At 70.8% G+C, this 20253-nt stretch carries 22 protein-coding genes; 7 read left to right on the top strand and 15 right to left on the bottom strand.

What is annotated here, in order from left to right:
* Positions 1 to 6 precede the first annotated feature (6 nt).
* The gene (locus tag ACFWY5_RS08105; RefSeq protein WP_379609835.1) at positions 7 to 864 is read right to left on the bottom strand and encodes a serine hydrolase; all 858 of its coding nucleotides are present in this window, start codon (positions 862 to 864) and stop codon (positions 7 to 9) included.
* Complete coding sequence (locus ACFWY5_RS08110; protein WP_379609836.1) at positions 861 to 1778, bottom strand: LysR family transcriptional regulator; 918 nt, start codon at positions 1776 to 1778, stop codon at positions 861 to 863. Before ACFWY5_RS08110 ends, ACFWY5_RS08105 begins: the two co-directional genes overlap by 4 nt.
* 87 nt (positions 1779 to 1865) lie before the next feature.
* On the opposite strand from ACFWY5_RS08110, the gene ACFWY5_RS08115 reads away from it, so the two are divergent.
* Positions 1866 to 3497, top strand: a complete 1632-nt coding sequence (locus ACFWY5_RS08115) for a penicillin-binding transpeptidase domain-containing protein (protein ID WP_379630901.1) — start codon at positions 1866 to 1868, stop codon at positions 3495 to 3497.
* A 173-nt stretch (positions 3498 to 3670) separates the two neighbouring features.
* Here the strand turns inward: ACFWY5_RS08115 and ACFWY5_RS08120 are convergent, their stop codons facing one another.
* On the bottom strand, positions 3671 to 4378 hold the full coding sequence (locus ACFWY5_RS08120) for an HAD family hydrolase (protein WP_379609838.1): 708 nt from the start codon (positions 4376 to 4378) through the stop codon (positions 3671 to 3673).
* Positions 4379 to 4566: 188 nt separating this feature from the next.
* Here ACFWY5_RS08120 and ACFWY5_RS08125 point away from each other — a divergent pair, with 188 nt between their 5' ends.
* The 3 genes from ACFWY5_RS08125 (at position 4567) to ACFWY5_RS08135 (ending at position 7631) form a co-directional block, all read left to right on the top strand.
* Positions 4567 to 5772 (top strand): sensor histidine kinase, encoded by a 1206-nt coding sequence (locus ACFWY5_RS08125; RefSeq protein WP_379630902.1) that lies wholly within the window; start codon positions 4567 to 4569, stop codon positions 5770 to 5772.
* The gene (locus tag ACFWY5_RS08130; protein WP_379609840.1) at positions 5762 to 6457 is read left to right on the top strand and encodes a response regulator; all 696 of its coding nucleotides are present in this window, start codon (positions 5762 to 5764) and stop codon (positions 6455 to 6457) included. The genes ACFWY5_RS08125 and ACFWY5_RS08130 overlap by 11 nt, the downstream gene beginning before the upstream one ends.
* Before the next feature lie 106 nt (positions 6458 to 6563).
* Positions 6564 to 7631 (top strand): hypothetical protein, encoded by a 1068-nt coding sequence (locus ACFWY5_RS08135; protein WP_379630903.1) that lies wholly within the window; start codon positions 6564 to 6566, stop codon positions 7629 to 7631.
* Positions 7632 to 7635: 4 nt separating this feature from the next.
* Here the strand turns inward: ACFWY5_RS08135 and ACFWY5_RS08140 are convergent, their stop codons facing one another.
* From ACFWY5_RS08140 to ACFWY5_RS08160, 5 genes are all read right to left on the bottom strand, one after another.
* Entirely contained in the window at positions 7636 to 8589 is a 954-nt protein-coding gene (locus ACFWY5_RS08140; protein WP_379630904.1) for a DNA polymerase domain-containing protein, read from the bottom strand.
* A gap of 48 nt (positions 8590 to 8637) precedes the next feature.
* Positions 8638 to 9264: an HAD family hydrolase gene (locus ACFWY5_RS08145; protein ID WP_379609843.1), complete on the bottom strand. Its 627-nt coding sequence runs from the start codon at positions 9262 to 9264 to the stop codon at positions 8638 to 8640.
* 107 nt (positions 9265 to 9371) lie between these two features.
* Positions 9372 to 9824 (bottom strand): DUF2690 domain-containing protein, encoded by a 453-nt coding sequence (locus tag ACFWY5_RS08150; protein WP_379630905.1) that lies wholly within the window; start codon positions 9822 to 9824, stop codon positions 9372 to 9374.
* 99 nt (positions 9825 to 9923) lie between these two features.
* The gene (locus tag ACFWY5_RS08155; RefSeq protein ID WP_379609845.1) at positions 9924 to 10430 is read right to left on the bottom strand and encodes a DUF6912 family protein; all 507 of its coding nucleotides are present in this window, start codon (positions 10428 to 10430) and stop codon (positions 9924 to 9926) included.
* A gap of 31 nt (positions 10431 to 10461) precedes the next feature.
* Positions 10462 to 11106, bottom strand: coding sequence for an HAD family hydrolase (locus tag ACFWY5_RS08160; protein WP_379609846.1), 645 nt, complete (start codon positions 11104 to 11106; stop codon positions 10462 to 10464).
* Positions 11107 to 11223: 117 nt separating this feature from the next.
* Here ACFWY5_RS08160 and atpB point away from each other — a divergent pair, with 117 nt between their 5' ends.
* Positions 11224 to 12000, top strand: a complete 777-nt coding sequence (gene atpB / locus ACFWY5_RS08165) for a F0F1 ATP synthase subunit A (protein ID WP_379609847.1) — start codon at positions 11224 to 11226, stop codon at positions 11998 to 12000.
* Here atpB and nagZ read toward each other — a convergent pair.
* The 7 genes from nagZ to ACFWY5_RS08200 are packed head-to-tail and all read right to left on the bottom strand — an operon-like array spanning position 11997 to position 17763.
* Positions 11997 to 13283, bottom strand: coding sequence for a beta-N-acetylhexosaminidase (nagZ, locus tag ACFWY5_RS08170; RefSeq protein ID WP_379630906.1), 1287 nt, complete (start codon positions 13281 to 13283; stop codon positions 11997 to 11999). The genes atpB and nagZ overlap by 4 nt on opposite strands.
* A 45-nt stretch (positions 13284 to 13328) precedes the next feature.
* Positions 13329 to 15002, bottom strand: coding sequence for a phosphoenolpyruvate--protein phosphotransferase (gene ptsP / locus ACFWY5_RS08175; protein ID WP_379609849.1), 1674 nt, complete (start codon positions 15000 to 15002; stop codon positions 13329 to 13331).
* Entirely contained in the window at positions 14999 to 15256 is a 258-nt protein-coding gene (locus tag ACFWY5_RS08180; RefSeq protein WP_379609850.1) for an HPr family phosphocarrier protein, read from the bottom strand. Before ACFWY5_RS08180 ends, ptsP begins: the two co-directional genes overlap by 4 nt.
* Positions 15257 to 15300: 44 nt before the next feature.
* Positions 15301 to 15993, bottom strand: coding sequence for an HAD family hydrolase (locus ACFWY5_RS08185; protein ID WP_379630907.1), 693 nt, complete (start codon positions 15991 to 15993; stop codon positions 15301 to 15303).
* Positions 15984 to 16430, bottom strand: a complete 447-nt coding sequence (locus ACFWY5_RS08190) for a PTS glucose transporter subunit IIA (RefSeq protein WP_184957721.1) — start codon at positions 16428 to 16430, stop codon at positions 15984 to 15986. The genes ACFWY5_RS08185 and ACFWY5_RS08190 overlap by 10 nt, the downstream gene beginning before the upstream one ends.
* Positions 16431 to 16441: 11 nt before the next feature.
* On the bottom strand, positions 16442 to 16678 hold the full coding sequence (locus ACFWY5_RS08195) for a glucose PTS transporter subunit EIIB (RefSeq protein ID WP_184957722.1): 237 nt from the start codon (positions 16676 to 16678) through the stop codon (positions 16442 to 16444).
* A gap of 50 nt (positions 16679 to 16728) precedes the next feature.
* On the bottom strand, positions 16729 to 17763 hold the full coding sequence (locus ACFWY5_RS08200) for an SIS domain-containing protein (protein WP_379609852.1): 1035 nt from the start codon (positions 17761 to 17763) through the stop codon (positions 16729 to 16731).
* Between the two features lie 104 nt (positions 17764 to 17867).
* Between ACFWY5_RS08200 and ACFWY5_RS08205 the strand changes: the two genes are divergently transcribed.
* Both ACFWY5_RS08205 and ACFWY5_RS08210 read left to right on the top strand, forming a co-directional pair.
* Complete coding sequence (locus tag ACFWY5_RS08205) at positions 17868 to 18605, top strand: GntR family transcriptional regulator (protein ID WP_184957724.1); 738 nt, start codon at positions 17868 to 17870, stop codon at positions 18603 to 18605.
* An 11-nt stretch (positions 18606 to 18616) separates the two neighbouring features.
* The gene (locus tag ACFWY5_RS08210; RefSeq protein ID WP_379630908.1) at positions 18617 to 19960 is read left to right on the top strand and encodes a PTS transporter subunit EIIC; all 1344 of its coding nucleotides are present in this window, start codon (positions 18617 to 18619) and stop codon (positions 19958 to 19960) included.
* Positions 19961 to 20253: the final 293 nt, after the last annotated feature.

Below are 20253 nucleotides of genomic sequence, written 5' to 3' on the forward strand. Positions count from 1 at the left end.
ATCCCGCTACCTTCTTAGGTGGTCAACCGCCATATGCGCCGCCGTGCCGATGACCGCGTCAGCCCTCGGCTGGTTCACCGCGGGGCTGAACGATCGGGTGAAAACGGCCACGGCGTAGCGGCCGCCATCGGGATACTCCACTACCCCCGCTTCGTTGCGAATAGTCGGCAGAGTGCCGGTCTTTCCGCTCACATCCACATCGTCGTACGGGAAGCCCGCCGCCAGCCGGTGCGGCCACACCTGCAGCGCGAACACCTCGCGCATCCACCCGCACAGTTCGGCCGAGGCCGCCTCGTCCCGCCAGATCATCGCGAACAGCCGCGTCAGTTCCCGCGGCGTGCTGCTGTTGGTCCGCGCGGGGTCCAGCGCCCGCATCCGCGCCAGCTCGTCGAGGTCCTGGAACGGCCAGCCATGCCCGCTGTCCTCGGCCATGCTGTCCAGCATCGTCGCGCCGTTCATGGTCACCCGGGTGCCGTCCAGCCCGAACCCCGCCAGCATGGCGTTGACCGCGTCCAGCCCCACCCGCTCGACCAGCACGTCGGCGGAGGCGTTGTCGCTGACCGCGATCATCAGATACGCCAGGTCGCGGAGCGAGATCGTCACCTCGTCCCGCATCGCCGAGAGCCCCGTCGGCCCCGACGTACGCCCAGCCGCCGGCACCAGCACCCGCTCCGCCAGATCGACCCGGCCCGCGTCGGCCTGCCTGCACAGCTCCACGAGCAGCGGCACCTTGAACACCGAGGCGATCGGCCTGGCCTCGTCCTGCTGGTAGCCGCACTCGCGCCCGCCGTCGATGTCGACCGCGTGCAGCCACCCCTCGACCCCGGCCGCCGCGAACACCTCGCCCAGCTCGATCTCGTTCATGCCAGCGCCCCCGGCCTGCGGCTGACCCGCCGCACGGGCGCCGAGCTCTGTTCCGCCATCCCGGCGCTCTCCTTCAGTGTTCGTACGGCTGCCGCCGAGAAGCCGGCCACCGTGTCGGAGGCCACCCGCCACGCGGTGGAGATCCGGTAGGACAGCGGCGAGCCGATCAGCGGCCGCCAGACCAGCCCCGGCGACTCCTGCCGTGGCCCGAACGCGACCGCGGCCCCTGCCATGACCAGCCCGAGACCCGACCCTTCGTGCACCTGCGCGGGAACGTACCCACGGCGACGGCATTCTGCCAGCGCCTCCGCGTGCATGCCCGGCTCGCCCTCCTTCGGCGGCATGAGCAGCTCGCGCCCGGCCAGGTCGGCCAGGTGCACCTCGGCGCGCTGGCTCAGCTCGTCGCCCTCGGCCAGCAGCACGCCCTGGGGCTGGACGAGCGTCTGGCCGAAGTACAGGCCGGGGGCGGTCACCGGGTGGCGGACGACGCCGACGTCGATCGTGCCGCCGGCCAGGGCGGCCACCTGGTCGGCGGTCCAGATCTCGGCGGGCGCCAGCCGTACCTCGGGATGGCTCTCGCGGAAGCCCGCGACCAGGGCGGCGATCACCGCGGCGGCCAGGTCGGGCGGGACCCCCACCTTGAGCACCGCGCCCTCGCCGTGCCTGGCCAGCTCGCGCAGGCGGTCGACGCGGGCGACGATCTCGCGGGCCTCGCCGAGCAGGAGGCGGCCCGCCTCGGTCAGGCGGACCTGACGCGCCGAACGGTCGAACAGGCGCACGCCGAGCTCCTCCTCCAGGCGCTTGATGCGCTGGCTGAGCGGCGGCTGGGCCATGCCGAGGCGGATGGCGGCGTTGCCGAAGTGAAGTTCCTCCGCCACCACGGTGAAGTAGCGCAGGTGCCGGACAAGGTCCATGGCCAGCGATGATATCCAGATTTATATCTACTCTGGGCCTATATCCATATTGGACATGGTTTGGTGGTGTCTGGTGTTCTCTGCGTCATGGCTATGACAGGGGGACCGATGCTGGGCGAGTTGCGGCAGGAGGGACCACCGCGGCGACGGCGGCGCAGGTGGCCGTGGGTGGTCGCGGGGGTGCTCGTGCCCGCCGTCGCGGCGGGCGGCGTCGTCTGGGCCCTGCGTACCGAGGGCTCGGCGGAGAAGACCGCCGACGCCTATCTGTCGGCCTGGTCGAGCAACGACTACGCCGCCATGAAGGCGCTGGTGGCCGATCCGCCCAAGGACTTCGTCGAGTGGCACGAGAAGGTACGCCGCGACCTCAAGCTGGAACGGCAGTCGTTCACCGCGACCAGGACCGGCGGGGTGTTCGCCGCGAGCGCCGCCGACCTCGGCTACGAGAGCTTCGGGGCCAGGCTCACCGGGCGGGGGCCCGACCTGGACTACGAGGGCAAACTCCATCTGGTCGAGAAGGACCGGCGCTGGATGGTCGCCTGGACGCCCGCCACCATCCACCCCGAGCTCAAGCCCGGCCGGTCGCTGCGGCTGGTGACCGGCAAGGACGAGACCGTGCCCGTCCTGGCCGCCGGCGGCAGGCGCATCGACGCCGCGGACGTACCCGGTTCCGTGCAGCAGATCGTGGCCGGGCTGAAGACGAAGTACGTCGACCGGCTACGCGTGCCCAACACCGCCAAGATCAACCTGTACGAGGACGGCGACAAACTGGTCAAAACCCTCGAAGAGGTCAGCGCGGCGAAGCGGGAGCCGTTCCAGACCACGCTCGACCTGCGCGTACACGCGGCCGGGGCGAAGGCGCTCCGGCTCACCAAGAAGCCCGCCGCGCTGGTCGCCCTGCGCCCCTCGACCGGCGAGATCCTGGCCGTCGTCAACAACCGGGGCGGGTTCGACCGGGCGCTCATGGGCAAGTACCCGCCCGGCTCCACCTTCAAGGTCGTCACCGCCTCCGCGCTGGTCGCCGACGGCGTCTCGGCCGCCCAGACGGTCAAGTGCCCCGCCGAGCAGAACATCGGCGGCTTCCCCTTCCACAACGCCGGCTACAAGGACTACGGCAGCCTGCCGTTCCGTGACGCCTTCGCCCACTCGTGCAACACCACGTTCGGCGCCATGACCGTGGGCTCGCTCGGCGCCTCCCGGCTGGCCAAGGTGGCCGGGGACTTCGGCTTCGGCGTCCCCATCGACCCCGGCGTACCCGCGGTGCGGGCCGACTTCCCCGCCGCCAAGGACGACACCGACCTCGCCTCCGCCTCCATCGGCCAGGGCCGCGTCCTGGCCTCGCCCCTGAACATGGCCGCCGTGGCCGCCGCCATCGCCTCCGGCACGTGGCGCCCGCCCCGCCTCGTACCGGCCGAACTGGTCCCGACCGAAGGCGAGTCCCGCCGCCCTTTGGAGGACGACATCGTGAAGGCATTGCGCACCCTGATGCCCGCCGTCGTCTCCGAGGGCACCGCCCAGGCAGCCCCCTTCCCCGCCGGTACGGCCGGCAAGACCGGCACCGCCGAGTACGGCTCAGGCAAGGAACCACCGGCCCACTCGTGGTTCATCGGCTACAAGGGGGACCTGGCGTTCTCCGTCATCGTGGAGGGAGGCGGCGCCGGCTCCGCGGTAGCCGCCCCCATAGCCGCCTACTTCCTCAACAACCTCCCCACCCAGACCTAACCACCCACACCCCCGGCAAGGACCACCCAACAGCACCCTGCCCACAGACCCCGGGATCACGGGTCGCTGGTGGTGGGTGCCGGGCTCGCGGATCGCGGCATCGCGGGCTTTGGGTGTTCCGCCGCCCCTCTGGGTGCCGGGTAGTTCTGCTCGGTGGGGGTGCCGCCGGGAAGTCAGACGGCTTTGCGGTCGAGAGGGGAGGTGAGGCCGGCGACGGCGGCGACCACCTCGGAGGCGTTGGTCAGGTCGGGCAGGACCAGGTCGGCCCCCGCCTCACGGAGTTCCGAGGCCATGGAGCGCCCAGAAGCCACCCCGATCATCGCCGCCCCACCGATCTTGGCGGCCTGCACGTCGCGGGTCGAGTCGCCGATCACCACCGTGTTGGCCACCGTGAACGGCGTGCCGGCCCGCTGCTTGGCCCGCCCCTGCGCCACCTGCAACAAGGTGGCCTTCGGGTAGACCTCCTCGCCATAGCCACCGAGGTCGAAGTCGATGTGCTTGTCCAGCCCGAACGCCTTGAGCTTGTGCACGGCGTTGCTCTTGATGGTGCCGGTCAGCACCGTCTGGATCACCCCGTCGAGCCGGGCCACGGCCTTGAGCGCGTCCTTGGCCCCGGGCATCATCCGCCCCTCCTTGGCCAGCCGCTTACGCCGGTCGGCGAAGGCCATGGCCAGCGCCGACAGGAACTTGGGCAGGTGGGCGTCCTCGGCCACGATCCCGTTGACGGCCAGCGTCTCGAAGACGATCTCGGAGTCGGGCCGCCCCAGTGCCGGTACGAGTTTGACCAGGGGCCGCCCGGTCACGACCCGGAAGGCCTCCGCGTAGGCGTCGCGGGTCACGATCGCGACGTCGACCAGCGTGAGGTCGATGTTCCAGAGCACAAGGCGGTTGATGGCAGCCTCCTGAGGGGGTTCATGTCAGGGTACGGCTCCCGCCCCCGCGAAGCTGCCCCGCGAGGGCATTTAAGCATGATTGCCGGTAGTGATGCTTTGTGAGAAGAAACCCGCTCATCATGGCGACACGCAAGAATTGATCAAGCTTCTGACCTGGGAAAACTTATATTGACCCCGTGAGTGCCACAGCACGCCTCCGGCCGACGGCCCGATTCCTGGCGGGTGATCTGATCTGGATCGTCCCGCTGGCCGTCGCGAGCTGGGTGCTGGCCGACCTGTGGCCGCCCCACCAGCCCTGGGCGGACCTGGCGATGACGATCGCCCTGCTGGCACCGATGATGTGGCGCCATCTCTATCCGGTGGGCGTGTTCACGCTGGTGTCCGCGCTCGCGCTGGTCCAGATGCTCAACGGCTGGCCGCCGCTGCTGGCCGACCTGGGCGTCTGCATCGCGCTGGCGACCGTGGCCGTCAGCCGCGGCCTCGCGATCTCGCTGCCCGCGCTGATCCTCACCTGCACGGGCCACGTCATCTGGGCGCTGGCCTACCCGAGGTCGATGATGCCGTTTCCGTGGATGGCCAACCAGTTGTTGTTCATCGTGCTGGTGTGGTTCGCCGGACGGTACGTGCTGGCCAAGCGCATGGTCATGCAGGGCATCAGGGAGCGGCTGCTGCTCGCCGAGCGGGCCAGGGAGGGCGAGGCCCGCGCGGCGGTCGACCGCGAACGGCTGCGCATCGCCCGCGACCTGCACGACAGCGTGGCGCACAACGTGACCGTGATGATCACGCATGCCGAGGGCGCCCGGCTCGGGCTCGACGCCGATCCGGCCGGCGCCAAGACCGCCCTGGCGCAGATCGCCGAATGCGGCCGCGCCGCCCTGCACGACATGCGGGAACTGGTGAGCGCCCTGCGCGCCGGCTCCTGCCCACGTCCGTGGCGCGAGGTGATCGACGGCCTGGTCCAGCGGATGCGGCGCAGCGGCGTCCCCGGCATCGCGGTACGCGTCGAGGGCGAGCCGGACACCGCGCCGGACGAGGTGCTCCTGGCCGCCCAGCAGGTCGTCGGCGAGGCGCTGACGAACGTGCTCAAGCACGCCGGGCGCGGCGTCGCGGCCTCCGTGTTCGCCGCCTTCACCGCGACCGGGGCCTACGTGAAGGTCGAGGACGACGGCGGCGGCCCGCTCGCGGCCGTGTCCCTGCCGGCCGGCGGCAACGGACTGGCCGGGCTGCGGGAGCGGGTGCGCGGGCTCGGCGGCGAGTTCAGCGCCGGTGCGCGGCGTGGGGGCGGCTTCGTGGTCGAGGCCCGCCTGCCGTACCCGATCCGACTGTCCTGCGCGGCCGAGGGCCGCCTGCCGTACGCGAAGGAGAGTGGCGATGCGGCCTGACGGCGAGAACCTCCTGCGGGTCCTGCTCGTGGACGACCAGGAGCTGATCCGCGCGGGCGTGCGGATGGTGCTGCGGTCGGCGCCGGACGTCCTGGTGGTCGGCGAGGCGTCGGACGGCGCGCTGGCGCTGGCGGCGCTGCGCGAGACGCCGGCCGATGTCGTGCTCATGGACGTGCGCATGCACGGCATGGACGGGATCGAGGCCACCGCCCGCATGCGCACGGACTTCCCGGGCACGTGCGTCGTGCTGCTGACCGCCTTCGACGAGGACGGCCTGGTCAGAGCGGGGCTGGCGGCGGGGGCTGACGGGTTCGTGCTCAAGGACGCGCCGCCGGAGGAACTGCTGCGCGCCATCCACACCGTCGCCGACGGCGGCGCCTACGTCTCCCCCATGCTCGCCAAGCGCCTGCTCGACGAGTACCGCCCGCAGCTCTACGAGGCCCCGGTGGCGGCGGGCAGACTCGACGAGCTGACGCGACGGGAGCAGGAGGTGTTCACGCTGGTGGCGCGCGGGCTGACGAACTCCCAGATCGCCGAGCGCCTGTCGCTGTCGCCGGTCACCGTGCGCACCCACGTGGACAACGTGCTGGGCAAACTGCACCTGCCGCACCGCAGCCGCCTCATCGTCTTCGCCTACGAGAATGATCTGGTACGGCCTCAGCGTTTCGATGAGCCGCCAGCGTGAAGATGGTTGCCACGACCGTCTCTGGGGATGACGATAAGCGACATTTCACGACATAGCGTGATTTGCGGAGGTTAACGCTATGTGGAAGTGCGCTATAGGGCGTCACATGCTTTGCCTGGCTGCCTGCCTGGCCGCCGTCATCGCCGGGTCGGCGCTCATCATGGGCGCCTGGATCGGCAACGGCACGGAATCCGGGCGGCTGACCCAATGCTTCTCGTCCGAGCGCATGGACCTCGCGGTGCTGCCCGCCGGCTTTCCGCGCGAGGGCGGCCCGCCACAGATCCCCGGCCGGACGATCGCCGCCCTGCGCGCCCTCCCCGGCGTCACCGCCGTGCGCGAGGTGCGCGGCGGCACCGTACGGGCCAGCTGGCCGCGGGCCGACGCCACCGCGATGGAGGTCGTCGCGCTGCCGGCCAACGGCCTGCCCATGCTTCCCATCGTCCACGGCGAGCCGCCCGCCGTCGACGGCGAGGCCGTCGTGGACGAGGCGAGCGCCGTCTCCTACGGGCTCCGCGTCGGCAGCACCGTCACCGTCACCGACCCGCGCGGCGCGCCGGTCCACCTGCGCGTGAGCGGCATCCTCCAGGTCGACATGGACAAAACCATGATCGCCAGAGGTACGCTCGGCCTGAACCCGCAGACCGCCGCCGCCCTCGTCAGCCCGATCAGGCTCAGCGGCCTGCAGGTGACGCTCGACTCGGCCTCGCTCGCCGGACCGGTACGCGACCAGGTCGCCGGCGAGCTGGGCTCCGCCTACACCGTCCACACCCGCCAGGACATCGCCGCCCGCCGCAGCGCCGACGCAGGCGTCCTGAGCATCGCGCTGGCCACGCTCGGCATGACCGCCACCACCGTGGGCGCCGCCGCGAGCTGCTCCACCCTGGGCCGGCTGCGTTCCTACCTGCTCCAGTCCGCCGGCGCCCAGGTCGCCGTCCAGGGACGGCGGCGCATCCGCCGCATGATGGTCTACGACCGGCTCATCGGGTTCGCCACCGCCGCGACCGCGGGCGCCGGGCTGGTCGTCGGCACGCTCGTCCTGCTCGCGGGATCGGGCGCCGACCTGCCGTGCCTCAGCGTGTTCGCGATCTCCTCGACGCTCATGCTGCTGCCCTTGGCCGCCTACACCTGCGCCATGTTCCTCGCGCCCATCCCCGCCCTGCTCCGGCACTCCTGAGCGGTCAGGAGGTCTTGCGGGCGCGGGCGGCGCGGCGCTTGCCCTCGTGCATGGCCTGGACCCGGGCGATCGGGATGGTGTGGCCCTCGGCGACCAGGTCGTCGGGCAGACGCTGCGGCTCCGGCATGGCCTCGGCCCACGGGTCCGCGCCGGACAGCAGGCCGGGCGCGGTGTGGATGGTGAAGTCGGCCGGGCTCACCCGCTCCAGGTCCGCCCACGGGACGGGGAAGGAGACGGGGGCGCCGGGCCGTACCCGCGGGCTGTAGGCGGCGACCACGGTCGCGCCGCCCGCGCGGGTGGAGTCCAGGAAGACCTTGCCCCCGCGGTCCTCGCGGATGAACGCGGTGGTCGCCAGCGCCGGGTCGAGCCGCTCGGCGCGCGCGGCGACCGCGCGGGTCGCCGCGGCGAGGTCCTCGACGCCCGTGCCCGCCGCGACCGGCACGAACACGTGCACGCCTTTGGCGCCGCTGGTCTTCACCGCCCCTTCCAGCCCGTCCGCCCGCAGCGCCTCTCGCACCAGCAGAGCAGCCTGTACGGCCAGCCCGAACGCCCCGTCCTCGGCCGGAGGGTCAAGGTCGAGGATCAGATGCGTGGGCCGGTCTCCGCGAAACAGCGACGGGTGGTACTCGACGGCCCGCTGGTTGGCGAACCACAGCAACGTCCGCCGGTCGCCGCACACGGCGTAGCGGACCTCGCGGTGGGAGCTCTCCGCCCACTGGGTGACGCTGTCGATCCACTCCGGCGCGTACTTGGGCAGGTTCTTCTGCATGAACGGCGGCTGGCCCGGCCGTACCCTGATCACCGACAGGGCCCGCTCGTCCAGCGCCGCGACGATCTGATCGCTCACGGCGTCCAGGTAGTCGACCAGGTCCCGCTTGGTGGCCTCCGCCCCGTCGAACAGCGGCTGGCCCAGATTGCTGAACTCGACCCCGTCACGCGTCTCTTCCACCTTGCCCACCGACCCCACGATGCCCATCCCCGCCGCTCAGGTCAACGACGCGACCGCTCAGGCGTAGGAGAGGGCGTCGGCCAGGGTGTCGACCACGGGCAGGCCGGTGGCCTGGAGGTCGGCCCTGGTGGTCATGCCGCCGGTGTACAGGACGGCCTGGGCGCCGACGTGCCGGGCGGCCAGCCCGTCGTCGACGCTGTCGCCGATCACCAGGACGTCGGCGGGTTCGACGCCGATGGCGGCCAGGTGGGCGCTCATGTGCGCCGCCTTCTCGCCGCCGGTGGTGCCGAGGAGCCCGTCGATCCTGGTGAAGTGCTGATGGATCGCGAACGACTCGACCAGCGGGACCAGGTGCGCGTGCGGCGCCATCGAGCAGAGCGACTGCGTTCCGTCCCAGCCCTGCAGCGCGGCCAGGGCGTCGGCGGCCAGGCCGCAGGCGACGCTCAGGCGGAAGTAGTGCTCGTGGAAGCCGTCGTCGAGCCGCTCCCACTCCCCGTCCTCGAGCGCGCGGCCGAGCATGCGCTCATAGGCCAGCCAGATCGGGCGGGTGTAGACGGCGCGGAAGCCGTCGGCGTCGAGGATGGGCAGTTCGTAGGGCTTGAAGACCTCGTTGGTCGCCCCGACGACCGCGTCGATGTCGTGAAAGAGGGTACCGTTCCAGTCCCAGATGATGTGCTTCGTCATGTCAGAACAATCTTATCGGCCGATCGCGACATTCCGGTGAACACGACGGAGCCGCGACCCGAAGGCCGCGGCTCCCCCGCGTGCTGATCAGCCGCGAGCCAGGGTGATCAGCCGCAGGCCTGCGCGGTCTTGCCGTTGGCCCAGGACTTGGTGTGCTTGGCCACGGCGTAGCCCCAGGCGCAGATGTTGGCGCCCTCGATCATGTCGCCCCAGTGGTGGCCGCCGTTGCCCTTGCCGTAGTTGAAGTGGACCACCCTGTTGCCGTTGCCGTTGGGCTTGGCCAGGATGACGCGGATGAGGCCGGTGTCGAGCGGGGACACCCAGATCTCGGTCCAGTTGGTCTTGCACTTGCGCGACCACATCAGCTTGATCGTGCCGTACTTCTTGTTCGAACCCTTCTGGACCAGCGTGCTCTGCTTCGAGACGATCCCCGACGCGGCACAGCCGGACTTGTACGGGTCCTGCTTGTCGTAGCTCCGAGCGGCGTGCGCGGCGGGAGACATCATGGCCAGAAGCGCCCCCGTGGCCGCCACTCCGGCTACTGCGGCTCGGATTCTCACTGAGACAGACTCCTTCGTGTTATCCGATGTGTAAACCCACGGCAGCCTACAAGGGATGTTCACGAAAGAGTCAAGAACAATCTCCGAATTGGGATGACCCTAACGGAGGAGATCGGGGATCTCCTGGGTCGCGTACCACATCAGTTCGTGCGCCTCGGCGCCGTCCACGGTGAAGCGGGCGTCGTCGTCGCCGTCATCCGCGGCCGGGAGGGCGGCGATGGCCGCTTCGATGTCGGGGATGGCGTACAGGTCGTCCACGTGTGCCGCGGCCACCTTGGACAGGGGGACCGACTCCGCCAGCCGTACCCTGGCGCGCTCGGCCAGGTCCACGCCCACCGTGAGCCCCCCGTCGGGGACCTCGGCCGCGACCACCACCCGCCGTGGCGCGGCGTCCACGCCGTCGGCGCGGTCGGCGGCGAGCATGCGCAGCGAGGCGCGGGCCGCCTCGGTGAGCGCCACGTATTCGAGCTCTTCGGTGTCGCCGGAGGCGTACCACTCGGTCAGCGCGGGGGTGACCGCGTAGCCGATCAACGGGGCCGGGCCGAGCTCTCCCGCGGCGACGGCCTTGGCCAGCGCGGGGAGCGTGCACGGCAGATAGACGCGCATGATGTGCCTTTCCGAGAAATCAAGAGCTCTATCATGCCCGCCGCAGCGGCAGCCGGAGGAGCGTCTCGAGTTCGGCGATGGTCGTGTCCGCGTCGCGGTGGTGGATGCCGGTGATGCCGAGGCCGCGGGCGGCGGTGATGTTCGCCTCGATGTCGTCGACGAAGACGCAGCTCCCGCCGGGCAGGCCCACCAGGCCGAGCGCGTGGTGGAAGATGCGCGGCTCGGGCTTGCGCATGCCCACCTCGCCGGAGATCACCACCGCGTCGAAGACCTCGTCCCAGTCGTCGCGCGGGTAGGTGTTGGACCACGAGTTCGACAGCAGGCAGGTTCTGATCCCCGCGTTCCGCGCCAGCCGCAGCATGTCGTACATGACGTCCACCCGGTCGAAAGCCGCGAACATCCTCTCCAGCAGCCCCTCCGCGACCGGCGGCGCCCCGTCCACGGTGCGCAGCCGCGCCGCCAGGTCCCGCTCGAACGCCGCTCCCGGCATCTCCCCGCGCTCCAGCGCGTGTACGACGCTCTCGCCGTCGCCGTTGTAGGCGTGGTCCACGAGGCCGCGCATGACCGTGCGGTAGTGGGCGCCGTCGATGCGATCGGCCTCGATCCACTTGGCGATCGCGGTGGACAGGCTCGTCGTGAGCACGCCGCCCCAGTCGATCAGCACCCCTGCGACCACGGAGACCTCCCGGTGATGGAATATCGTTCTAGGGTAATTCCCCCGGGAACGCGGCCGGCGGCGGGCGGGACATATCCACTGAATCGGGCTCAACCTAACGCTGGTTAGGGTGACCGCATGGTGACCATCGACGACTATCGCGCCCCTGGTCCGGACATCTTCGTCTTCCCGCCGATCATCGACGGCGGCCCCTTCTGGTTCACCAAACCCGTGCTCCTCGCGGTCGCCTGCGCGGGGCTCGTCATCGCCTTCTGCTGGGCCGCCTTCGCCAAGCCCAAGATCGTCCCCCGTGGCGTCCAGAACGCCGGGGAGTACGTCTACCTCTTCGTCCGCGAGCAGGTCGCCAAGCCGTTCCTGGGGGCCGACGCCGACCGCTTCATGGGCCTGCTGTTCACCCTGTTCTTACTGGTCCTGACCTGGAACCTGGTGGGCCTCATCCCGTTCGTCCAGTTCCCGGCCTCCTCGCACATCGCCTTCCCCGCGGTGCTGGCCGTCGCGATCTTCGTTCTCAAGGTCTACCTGGGCGTCAAGCATCAAGGATTCGCCGGCTACCTCAGGAACATGTCCGTCCCGCCCGACCTGCCCAGGTGGGCGCTGGGGATCTACGTGCCCATGGAGCTGGCGCACCAGTTCCTGTTCTCGTGGGCCACCCACGCCATCCGGGTCTTCGCCAACATGTTCGCCGGCCACATGCTGCTGGCCTTCTTCAGCTCGGTCGGCTTCTGGTTCCTGGTGGAGAAGCTCACCCCGCTGGGCGCCCCGGTCGGGCTGCTGGGCGTGGCGATGACGATCCTGCTGACGGCCTTCGAGCTGTTCATCATGTTCCTGCAGGCGTACCTGTTCACCATGCTCTCGGCCATGTACATCGCCAGCGGCCTGCGCGCCGAGCACTAACCGGCTGCGCGGGCGGCGAGCTTCCTGTGTTTCGCCGAGCGCAGCACCTTCGCGGCCTGCTCGGCCGAGGCCTTCGGCGCCTCGGTCAGGAAGCCTCGGTTCTTCCTCAGCGTGAGCAGCCGGGTCACCGAGGCGTCCAGCCGCGCCTCGGAGATCCGGCCCGACTTCACCGCCCCCAGCACCGCGTTGTACGCCTTCGGGAAGTCGGCGGGCATGAGCAGCAGGTCGGCCCCGGCCAGCACGGCGCGTACCGCCACCTCGCCGTCGCCGTACTTCTTGCGCACCCCGCCCATGTTCAGGGCGTCGGTGGAGATCACGCCCTTGAAGCCGAGCTTGTCGCGCAGCAGCCCGGTCAGGATGGGCTTGGACAGTGTGGCCGGATCGCCGGAGTCGTCCAGCTTCGGCATCACGATGTGCGCGCTCATGACCGCGTCCACGCCCGCGTCGATCGCGGCCTTGAACGGCGGCGCGTCCAGCTTCTCCCACTGCGCCCGGGTGTGCTTGATCACCGGTAGCCCGGTGTGGCTGTCGGTCGCGGTGTCGCCGTGGCCGGGGAAGTGCTTGGCGGTGCTGGCCACCCCGGCCTCCCCGAAGCCCTTGACCGCTGCGCTCACCATCTTGGCCACCTTGGCCGGATCGTCGCCGAAGGCCCGCCGGCCGATCACCGGGTTGCGCGGGTTGAGGTTCACGTCGGCGACCGGGGCGAAGTCGAGGTTGACCCCGAGGGCTTTCAGCTCGTCGCCGGTGGCCCTGGCGACCGCCCGCGAGAACTCCGTGTCCCCGGTGGCGCCGATCCGGTCGGCGCTGGGCAGATCGGTCATCAGCGCCGACATCCGCGAGACCAGGCCGTTCTCCTGGTCGGTACCGATGAGCAGCGGAACCCGCTTCGCCGCCGCCTGCAGGCCGTTGGCGAGCCTGACGACCTGCGCGGTGCTCTTGACGTTGGCCGGGAACAGGATCACGCCGCCGAGGTGGTACTTGGCGACGACCTTCGCGGGCGTCTGGGCGCCGAACCTGGCCTGGTTCTCGCCGGAGACGGTGTCGGCGGCGGTGCCGTACACGACGGGCATGAACAGCTGCCCGACCTTTTCCTCCCGGCTCATCGCCTTCACCAGCCGCTCGACCTCGTCCACCCGGGGCTTCTGCGACGTCGGCGCGGAGGCGGCCGGGCTCGGCTGTGCGGCGGCCGCGGCCGAGCTCGGCGCCGCCGGACCGCCCCCTCCGCCCGCGCACGCGCCCAGAGCGAAGACGAGCATGCCTACGGTGCCGATGCGTCCAACCATGTCCAACACGTTATCCGGGCAAGGCCGTGCAAGAGCCGCAGGAGGCTAAAGTCCGAGCTCCGCGAGTCCGGGCAAATTGGAGCGGGCCGCCGCGCGCGCGTGCCGCGCCGTCGCCTGCCCGCGCGCCGCGTGCGCCGCGCGCCCGCACTCGTCCAGCGTGCTCACCGCCAGCGCCGCCCGTACGGCCGGCAGCGCGGTAGCGCTCATCGACAACGTGCTCACCCCGAGCCCGGCCAGCACGCAGGCCAGCACCGGATCGGCCGCCGACTCCCCGCACACCCCGCACTGCCGCCCGTTGTCCGAGGCGGCGGTGGCCGTGGCGGCGACGAGGTCGAGCAGCGCCGGCTGCCACGGGTCCTGCAGCCCGGCCAGCGCGCCCACCTGCCGGTCGGCGGCGAAGGTGTACTGCGACAGGTCGTTGGTCCCGATCGAGAAGAAGTCGACCTCCTGGGCGAGTCCGTGCGCGCGCAGCGCCGCCGCCGGCACCTCGATCATCACGCCCGCGCTCGGCAGCCCGGCGGCCCGGCACGCTCCGGCGAACCACCTGGCCTCCTCGGCCGTGGCCACCATCGGTGCCATGACGTGCAGCTCGGCGTCGGTGCCTGCCGCCGCGGCGGCCAGGGCGGCCAACTGCACGGCCATCACCTCCGGATGGAGGCGGAACATCCGCAGCCCACGCTCCCCCAGCGCCGGGTTCGGCTCAGGCGCGGACGGCTTCAGGAAGGCCAGCGGCTTGTCCGCCCCGGCGTCCAGCGTGCGCACCACGACCTTGCCGCCGGGGAAGGCCTCCAGGACCGCCCGGTACGCGGCTTCCTGCTCCTCGATCGAGGGCGCCTGCGCGCGGTCCAGAAAGAGGAACTCCGTCCGGTACAGGCCCACGCCCTCGGCGCCGTTGGCCAGCGCGGGGTCGAGGTCTCCCGGACCGCCGATGTTGGCCAGGAGCGGCACCAGGTGCCCGTCCTTGGTCCGCCCCGGGCCGCGGACCGCGGCGATCGCGGCCTGCCTGCTCTCCTGCGCCCCCACCGCGGTGGCCACGTCGTCGTCGGACGGCTCCAGCCGTACCTCACCGGTGGACCCGTCGACCAGCACCCGGGCGCCGGGCCTGATCGTCGTCGCGCCCGCGCAGGCCACGACAGCGGGCACCCCCATCGCCTTGGCCAGGATCGCGGTATGGCTGGTCGGCCCGCCCTCCTCGGTGACGAACGCGGCCACCACGTCCCTGGACAGCAGCGCGGTGTCGGCCGGCGCCAGGTCACGGGCGATCAGCACGTACGGCTCCGCCGCCTCGACCGGCAGGCCGGGCAGCGGCAGCCCGGTCAGCTGGGCGATCACCCGGTCGCGGATGTCGTCGAGGTCGGCGACCCGCTCACCGAGGTAGCCGCCGGCCTTGGCCAGCAGGTCGCGGTACCTGCCGAACGACTCGTACACGGCCCTGGGCGCGGCCAGGCCGCCGTCGATGAGCGACTTGACGCCCACGATCAGGCCGGGGTCCTCGGCCATCAGGGCCTGCGCCTGCAGGATCTCCCTGGCCTCGCCGCCGGCCTTGTCGCCGCGGGCCTCCAGGGCCCCGGCGACCTGCTTGAGCGCGGCCAGCGCGCGCTCCTTCTCCTGGACGGCCTCGCCGGTGAAGGTCTGGCCCGCGGGGGGTTCGGGCACCGAGGCCGTCAGGACGTACGCGGGACCGTGACCGATCCCCTGGCTGACCCCCGTGCCCTTCACGGCGTCTCGGCGATCTTGACCAGCTCGTCCAGCACGTCCTCAGCGCCCTCGCCATCGGCCGTGATCACGATGGTCTCGCCCTGGCGGACGTCCAGCCCCATGACCGACAGGATGCTCTTGGCGTTGACCTGGGGACCGCCGGCCTTGCCGACCGTGACGTCGATCGGGGCCCTGGTGGCCGTCTGCACGAACGTCGCCGCCGGACGGGCGTGCAGGCCCACTTCCGCGGCGATGACGGCCTTGCGCTCTGCCATGAGACTTTCCTCCTTGATGATGGCGGTCCAGACCAGTTTGAACCTTAGGTGAACGGCGGCCAGTCGACCGCTGTGAGATCGGCCACCACGAGGTCGGCCTGGGCCAGTTCGTCGCCGGCGTGCGAGGTGGCGACGCCGACGCAACGCATCCCGGCCGCCTTGGCCGCGGCTATCCCGGCCAGCGAGTCCTCGAACACCACGCAGTCGGCCGGATCGGCGCCCAGCCGCTCGGCCCCTAGTAGGAAGCCCGCCGGGTCCGGCTTGCCCACGGCCACGTCCTCGGCCGCGACGATCTCCCTGATCAGCTCGCGTACGCCCACCTGCTCCAGGCGCAGCTCGGCCCAGGCGCGGCCGGCCGAGGTGACCAGGCCGATGGGCGAGCCGTAGGCGGCGACCTTGCGGACCAGTTCGGCCGCGCCGGGCACCGGCACGATCTCGGGCAGTTCCGGGTGGTCGTTGTAGCCGTAGACCTCGCGGATCAGCTCCTCGACGTCGTGGCCGGGGAACACCTCGGGGATCACGTCGCGGCCCCTGCGGCCCATGAAGACACGCACGTCCTGCTTGACGTCGTGCTTGTCGAGCAGCAACTGCCACATGGCCATGCTCCGGGCTTCGGTATTGATCAGCGTCCCGTCAAGGTCGAAAAGCGCGCACTCATGGTCGCGCCCGCTTCGGCCCTCGTTGGCTCGTCCCTCGCGCTCTCGGTCCGAGCTCCTGCGCTCCGGATCTATTCCCACCTGAAGAGCTCGTCCCCCACGTGTACCTCCCCCTCCGCGACGCCGGTCACCGACTCGGCCGCCGCGTCCAGTGCGACCACCGGGCAGACCGGCGAGCGGCCCCCCGCCTCGATGGCCGCGGGGTCCCAGGCGACGACCGGCTGACCGGCGCTGACCCGGTCCCCCTCGGCCGCCAGCAGCTGGAACCCCTCCCCCTTGAGCTGGACGGTGTCGATGCCCAGATGCACCAGCACGCCTCTGCCGTCGTCCCCCACGATGACGTAGGCATGCGGATGCAATTTCATGATTTTTCCGGGTATCGGGGCAACTGCCTTGCCCGGTCCCCGCAAGGGGTCGATGGCCGTGCCCGGCCCCACCATGCCCGCGGAGAAGACCGGATCGGGCACGGCCGCCAACCCCACTGCTGCCCCCTCGACCGGGGCGAGAACAGTCGTCATGGTCTCGCCCTCTAGCCGATGATGTCCTCGATGTCGCTGGCGATCGTGTCGGCCTCCGGCCCCACGACTACCTGGACCACGTTCCCCGCCGCCATCACCCCGTGGGCTCCGGCCGCCTTGAGCGCGGCCTGATCCACCTTGGAGGCGTCGTGCACCTCGGTGCGCAGGCGTGTGATGCAGGGTTCGATCTCGATGATGTTCTCGGCGCCGCCGAGTCCCGCGATGATCGCGTTTACGTCCGTCGCCATCCGGTCCTCCTCCTGAATACTCTCCGACCAGGCTAAACGACGCTCTGTGATCAGTCGGTCTGGGTCACCTTGTTGAGTCCGCGCGGCGCGTCGGGGTCGATGCCGAGCCTGCGGGCCAGCGATTCGGTGAGCAACTGACCGGGCACGATCAGGCCCATCGGGGCGACCCACTCGGGCAGGTCCGGGCCGTTCAGGGCGGCGGTGCCGGCGCCGGCGAGAGCCGTACCCCCGCCGATGGTGAAAGCGGACGCGCCCGCCGCCACGACGCGCTCGGCGAGCGCGACGGTGCCGGACAGCGTGGGGCTGTTCTCCGCGGCGACCAGCAGCGCGGGGGTGTCGGCGTCGACCACGGCGATGGGACCGTGCAGGAGGTCGGCGTAGGACAGGCCCATGGCGTGCAGGTAGCAGGCCTCCTTGAGCTTGAGCGCGGTCTCCAGCGCGGTCGAGAACGCCAGGCCGCGGCCGGAGACGACCACGCCCGGCTTGTCGGCCAGGCCCTCGACCACGGCGTCGAGGTCGCCCGGGTCGGTGATCAGCTTCTCCACCGCGTCCGGGACCTTCTGCAGGTCGTCGGCGTCCACGTCGGCGCCCAGGCCCAGCGCGAGAACGGCCAGCGCGGCCAGCTGCGTGGTGTACGTCTTGGTGGCGGGCACGGCCTTCTCCTCGCCGGCCAGCGTGACCAGCGCCAGGTCGGCGACCTGGGCGAGCGGGCTGTCCGGACCACCGTTGGTGACGCCCACGGTCTTCGCGCCGCAGTCCTTGGCCCAGGCCAGGGTCTCGACGATCTCCTCGGTGCGGCCCGACTGCGAGATGGCCACGGCCAGCACGCCGTCGAGGTCGAGCTTGCGCTTGTAGGTGGTCGCGATGGACGGAGCGGCGAGCGCGGAGAGCCGACCCGCATGTGATTCCACCAGGTAGCGCCCGTAGACTGCGGCATTGTCCGAGGTGCCGCGCGCGATGAAGAGCAGCTGACGGGTCTGCTCGCCCAGCGCCCTTACCTCATCGACTCTGGGGAGCAAGGAGTCCAGGGTGGCCCGCAGCGCCGCGGGCTGCTCGGCGATCTCGCTGCGCATCTTCGTGGTCATCTTGTCCTCATCGGCTTGACTGATAATTCCGGCATGTGGTCTAGTCCGGACTAGACCAGTACGAACCATAGCTCATCGACCAGGTCAGATCGAGGGGAGGATCCGTGGCGCACATCGATCCGGACAGCCCGGTGCCCAAGTACTTCCAGCTGCGCGAGATCCTGCTGGACCTCATCGACAGCAACGAGCTCAGCATCGGCGCGGCGATCCCGTCCGAGCGCGAGCTCTGCCAGCGTTTCGGCCTGTCCAGGATGACGGTACGGCAGGCCGTCGATCACCTGGTGTCCGAGGGACGGCTGCACCGGGTGCCGGGAAAAGGCACCTTCGTCGCCCGCCCGAAGATCGAGCTGGCGCTCCAGCTCACCTCGTTCACCGACGACATGCGCGCCCGCGGCATGGAGCCCGGCTCGCGCGACCTGGACCGCCGCGTGGTGCGCGCCAGCGCGCACCTGGCCAAGGAGTTGGGCATCCAGCCCGGCGAAGAGGTCCACTTCATCGAGCGGCTGCGTACCGCGGACGGGGAGCCCCTGTCCATCGAGCGCGCGCACATCCCGGTGAAGCTGGCCCCCAACCTTGCCGACCACGACCTTTCCGACAGATCCCTGTATGAGCTGCTGGAGAGCCGCTACGGCCTCGTCATGGACGCCGGCGAGCTCACCATAGACGGCGGCATCGCCGACCCCAGCGACGCCGACCTGCTGAAGCTGCCGCGCGGCGGAGCCGTACTCCTGCTCCAGCGCCGGTCCTTCTCCGGCGGCGTCTGCGCCGAGCTGGGCGTGTCCACCTACCGGGCCGACCGCTACCAGCTGCGCACCATCCTGGAAATGCCCGCTCGACGCTGAGGACTCCCGCAGTGAACGAGACCACAGCGGCCGCTCCGTCGCCGCTCTCCCGCGTCATGAACGTGCTGCAGCGGTTAGGCCGCTCCCTCATGCTGCCCATCGCCGCGCTGCCCGCGGCCGGGCTCTTAATGCGTTTCGGCCAGCCCGACATGCTCGGCTCCAACGGCCCCAAACCCGGCGGCCTGGCCGACGTCGCGGGGTTCGCCTGGATGAGCAGCGTCGCCGCGGTCATCGACGCCGCCGGATCGGCCCTGTTCGAGAACCTTCCCCTGATCTTCGCCGTCGGCGTCGCCATCGGCTTCGCCCGCAAGGCCGACGGCACCACCGCGCTCGCCGCCGTCGTCGGCTACCTGGTCTTCGACCGCGTCACCAAGGTCATGTTCTTCGGCTCGGGCATCCGCGACACCGTGCTCATCAGGGAGTACACACCCGAGGGCGTCAAAGAGATCATCGACTACGGCCTGCAGAACCCCACCAAGGTGCTCGGCGGCATCATGATGGGCCTGGTCGCGGCCCTGCTCTGGCAACGCTTCTACCGCATCAAACTGCCCTCCTGGCTGGCCTTCTTCGGCGGGCGCCGGTTCGTACCGATCATCACCTCCATCGTCGCCCTCCTGCTCGGCGTCATCGTCGGCTGGGCGTGGCCGTTGCTCGGCGAATGGATCTCACACGCCGGAGAGGGCCTGGCCAACCTCGGCCCGCTCGGCGCGGGCATCTACGGCCTGATCAACCGGCTGCTCATCCCGCTCGGCCTGCACCACTTCGTCAACTCCATCGTCTGGTACGTCGTGCCGCAATGCGAGGTCGGCGGCCGGGTCCTCAGCGGCGACTGGAACTGCTACTTCGGCGGCGACCCCAACGCCGGAGAGTTCATGGCCGGGTTCTTCCCGGTGATGATGTTCGCGCTGCCCGCCGCCGCCCTCGCCATGTGGCGCGCGGCCCCCAAACACCGGCGCGCCACGGTCGGCGGCATCATGCTCTCGGCCGCGCTCGCCTCATTCGTCACCGGCGTCACCGAGCCGATCGAGTTCGCCTTCATCTTCGTGGCGCCTGTCCTGCTGGTCGTGCACGCGCTGCTGACCGGCCTCGCGATGGCGCTGACGGCGTTGATCGGGGGGCAGCTGGGGTTCGGCTTCTCGGCCGGGCTGCTGGACATGCTGCTCAACATCGGCAAGTCCAACACCCAGAACATCGTCGGCATCCTTGCGCTGGGTGTGGTGTACGGGGTCGTGTACTACGTCGTGTTCACGTTCCTGATCCGGCGCTTCAACTTCATGACACCGGGCCGCGAACCGGAACTCGACCTCGACTCCGGCGAAACCGGAGCCACCCCCACCCAAAGCCGAGACCCCTAAAGCTCCCGAGCCTCCGTCCCCTGACAAGCACGCCCTCGATGCCTTGGGAGGGGGCGGATCTCGCGCGAGCCCACCTCCCGCGAGATCCGCCCCACCCGGAGCAGCACCACCCCAAGGGCAACCCCCGGAGCGCTCTCACACGGCCGTGGATCACCCGGAATGGCCCACGCGGGCATAGCGCCCCAACGCGGACATGGCGCCCCCGAGATGGCGGCGCGCCCCGGAAGGGCCCACACGGCCGCGGCCCACCCCGAGCGGGCCACGCGGAGCGGCCCAACGCGGGCATGACGCGC

This window comes from Nonomuraea sp. NPDC059007 (assembly GCF_042740555.1).
GTDB lineage: Bacteria > Actinomycetota > Actinomycetes > Streptosporangiales > Streptosporangiaceae > Nonomuraea.

Excerpts from the sequence above, each read along its gene's own strand:
- atpB (WP_379609847.1), top strand. The coding sequence starts at position 11,224 with ATGGTGACCATCGACGACTATCGCGCCCCTGGTCCGGACATCTTCGTC.
- ACFWY5_RS08180 (WP_379609850.1), bottom strand. The coding sequence starts at position 15,256 with ATGGCAGAGCGCAAGGCCGTCATCGCCGCGGAAGTGGGCCTGCACGCC.
- nagZ (WP_379630906.1), bottom strand. The coding sequence starts at position 13,283 with ATGGTTGGACGCATCGGCACCGTAGGCATGCTCGTCTTCGCTCTGGGC.
- ACFWY5_RS08130 (WP_379609840.1), top strand. The coding sequence starts at position 5,762 with ATGCGGCCTGACGGCGAGAACCTCCTGCGGGTCCTGCTCGTGGACGAC.
- ACFWY5_RS08145 (WP_379609843.1), bottom strand. The coding sequence starts at position 9,264 with ATGACGAAGCACATCATCTGGGACTGGAACGGTACCCTCTTTCACGAC.
- ACFWY5_RS08155 (WP_379609845.1), bottom strand. The coding sequence starts at position 10,430 with ATGCGCGTCTATCTGCCGTGCACGCTCCCCGCGCTGGCCAAGGCCGTC.
- ACFWY5_RS08105 (WP_379609835.1), bottom strand. The coding sequence starts at position 864 with ATGAACGAGATCGAGCTGGGCGAGGTGTTCGCGGCGGCCGGGGTCGAG.
- ACFWY5_RS08195 (WP_184957722.1), bottom strand. The coding sequence starts at position 16,678 with ATGGCGACGGACGTAAACGCGATCATCGCGGGACTCGGCGGCGCCGAG.
- ACFWY5_RS08200 (WP_379609852.1), bottom strand. The coding sequence starts at position 17,763 with ATGACCACGAAGATGCGCAGCGAGATCGCCGAGCAGCCCGCGGCGCTG.
- ACFWY5_RS08110 (WP_379609836.1), bottom strand. The coding sequence starts at position 1,778 with ATGGACCTTGTCCGGCACCTGCGCTACTTCACCGTGGTGGCGGAGGAA.
- ACFWY5_RS08190 (WP_184957721.1), bottom strand. The coding sequence starts at position 16,430 with ATGACGACTGTTCTCGCCCCGGTCGAGGGGGCAGCAGTGGGGTTGGCG.
- ACFWY5_RS08115 (WP_379630901.1), top strand. The coding sequence starts at position 1,866 with ATGGCTATGACAGGGGGACCGATGCTGGGCGAGTTGCGGCAGGAGGGA.
- ACFWY5_RS08135 (WP_379630903.1), top strand. The coding sequence starts at position 6,564 with ATGCTTTGCCTGGCTGCCTGCCTGGCCGCCGTCATCGCCGGGTCGGCG.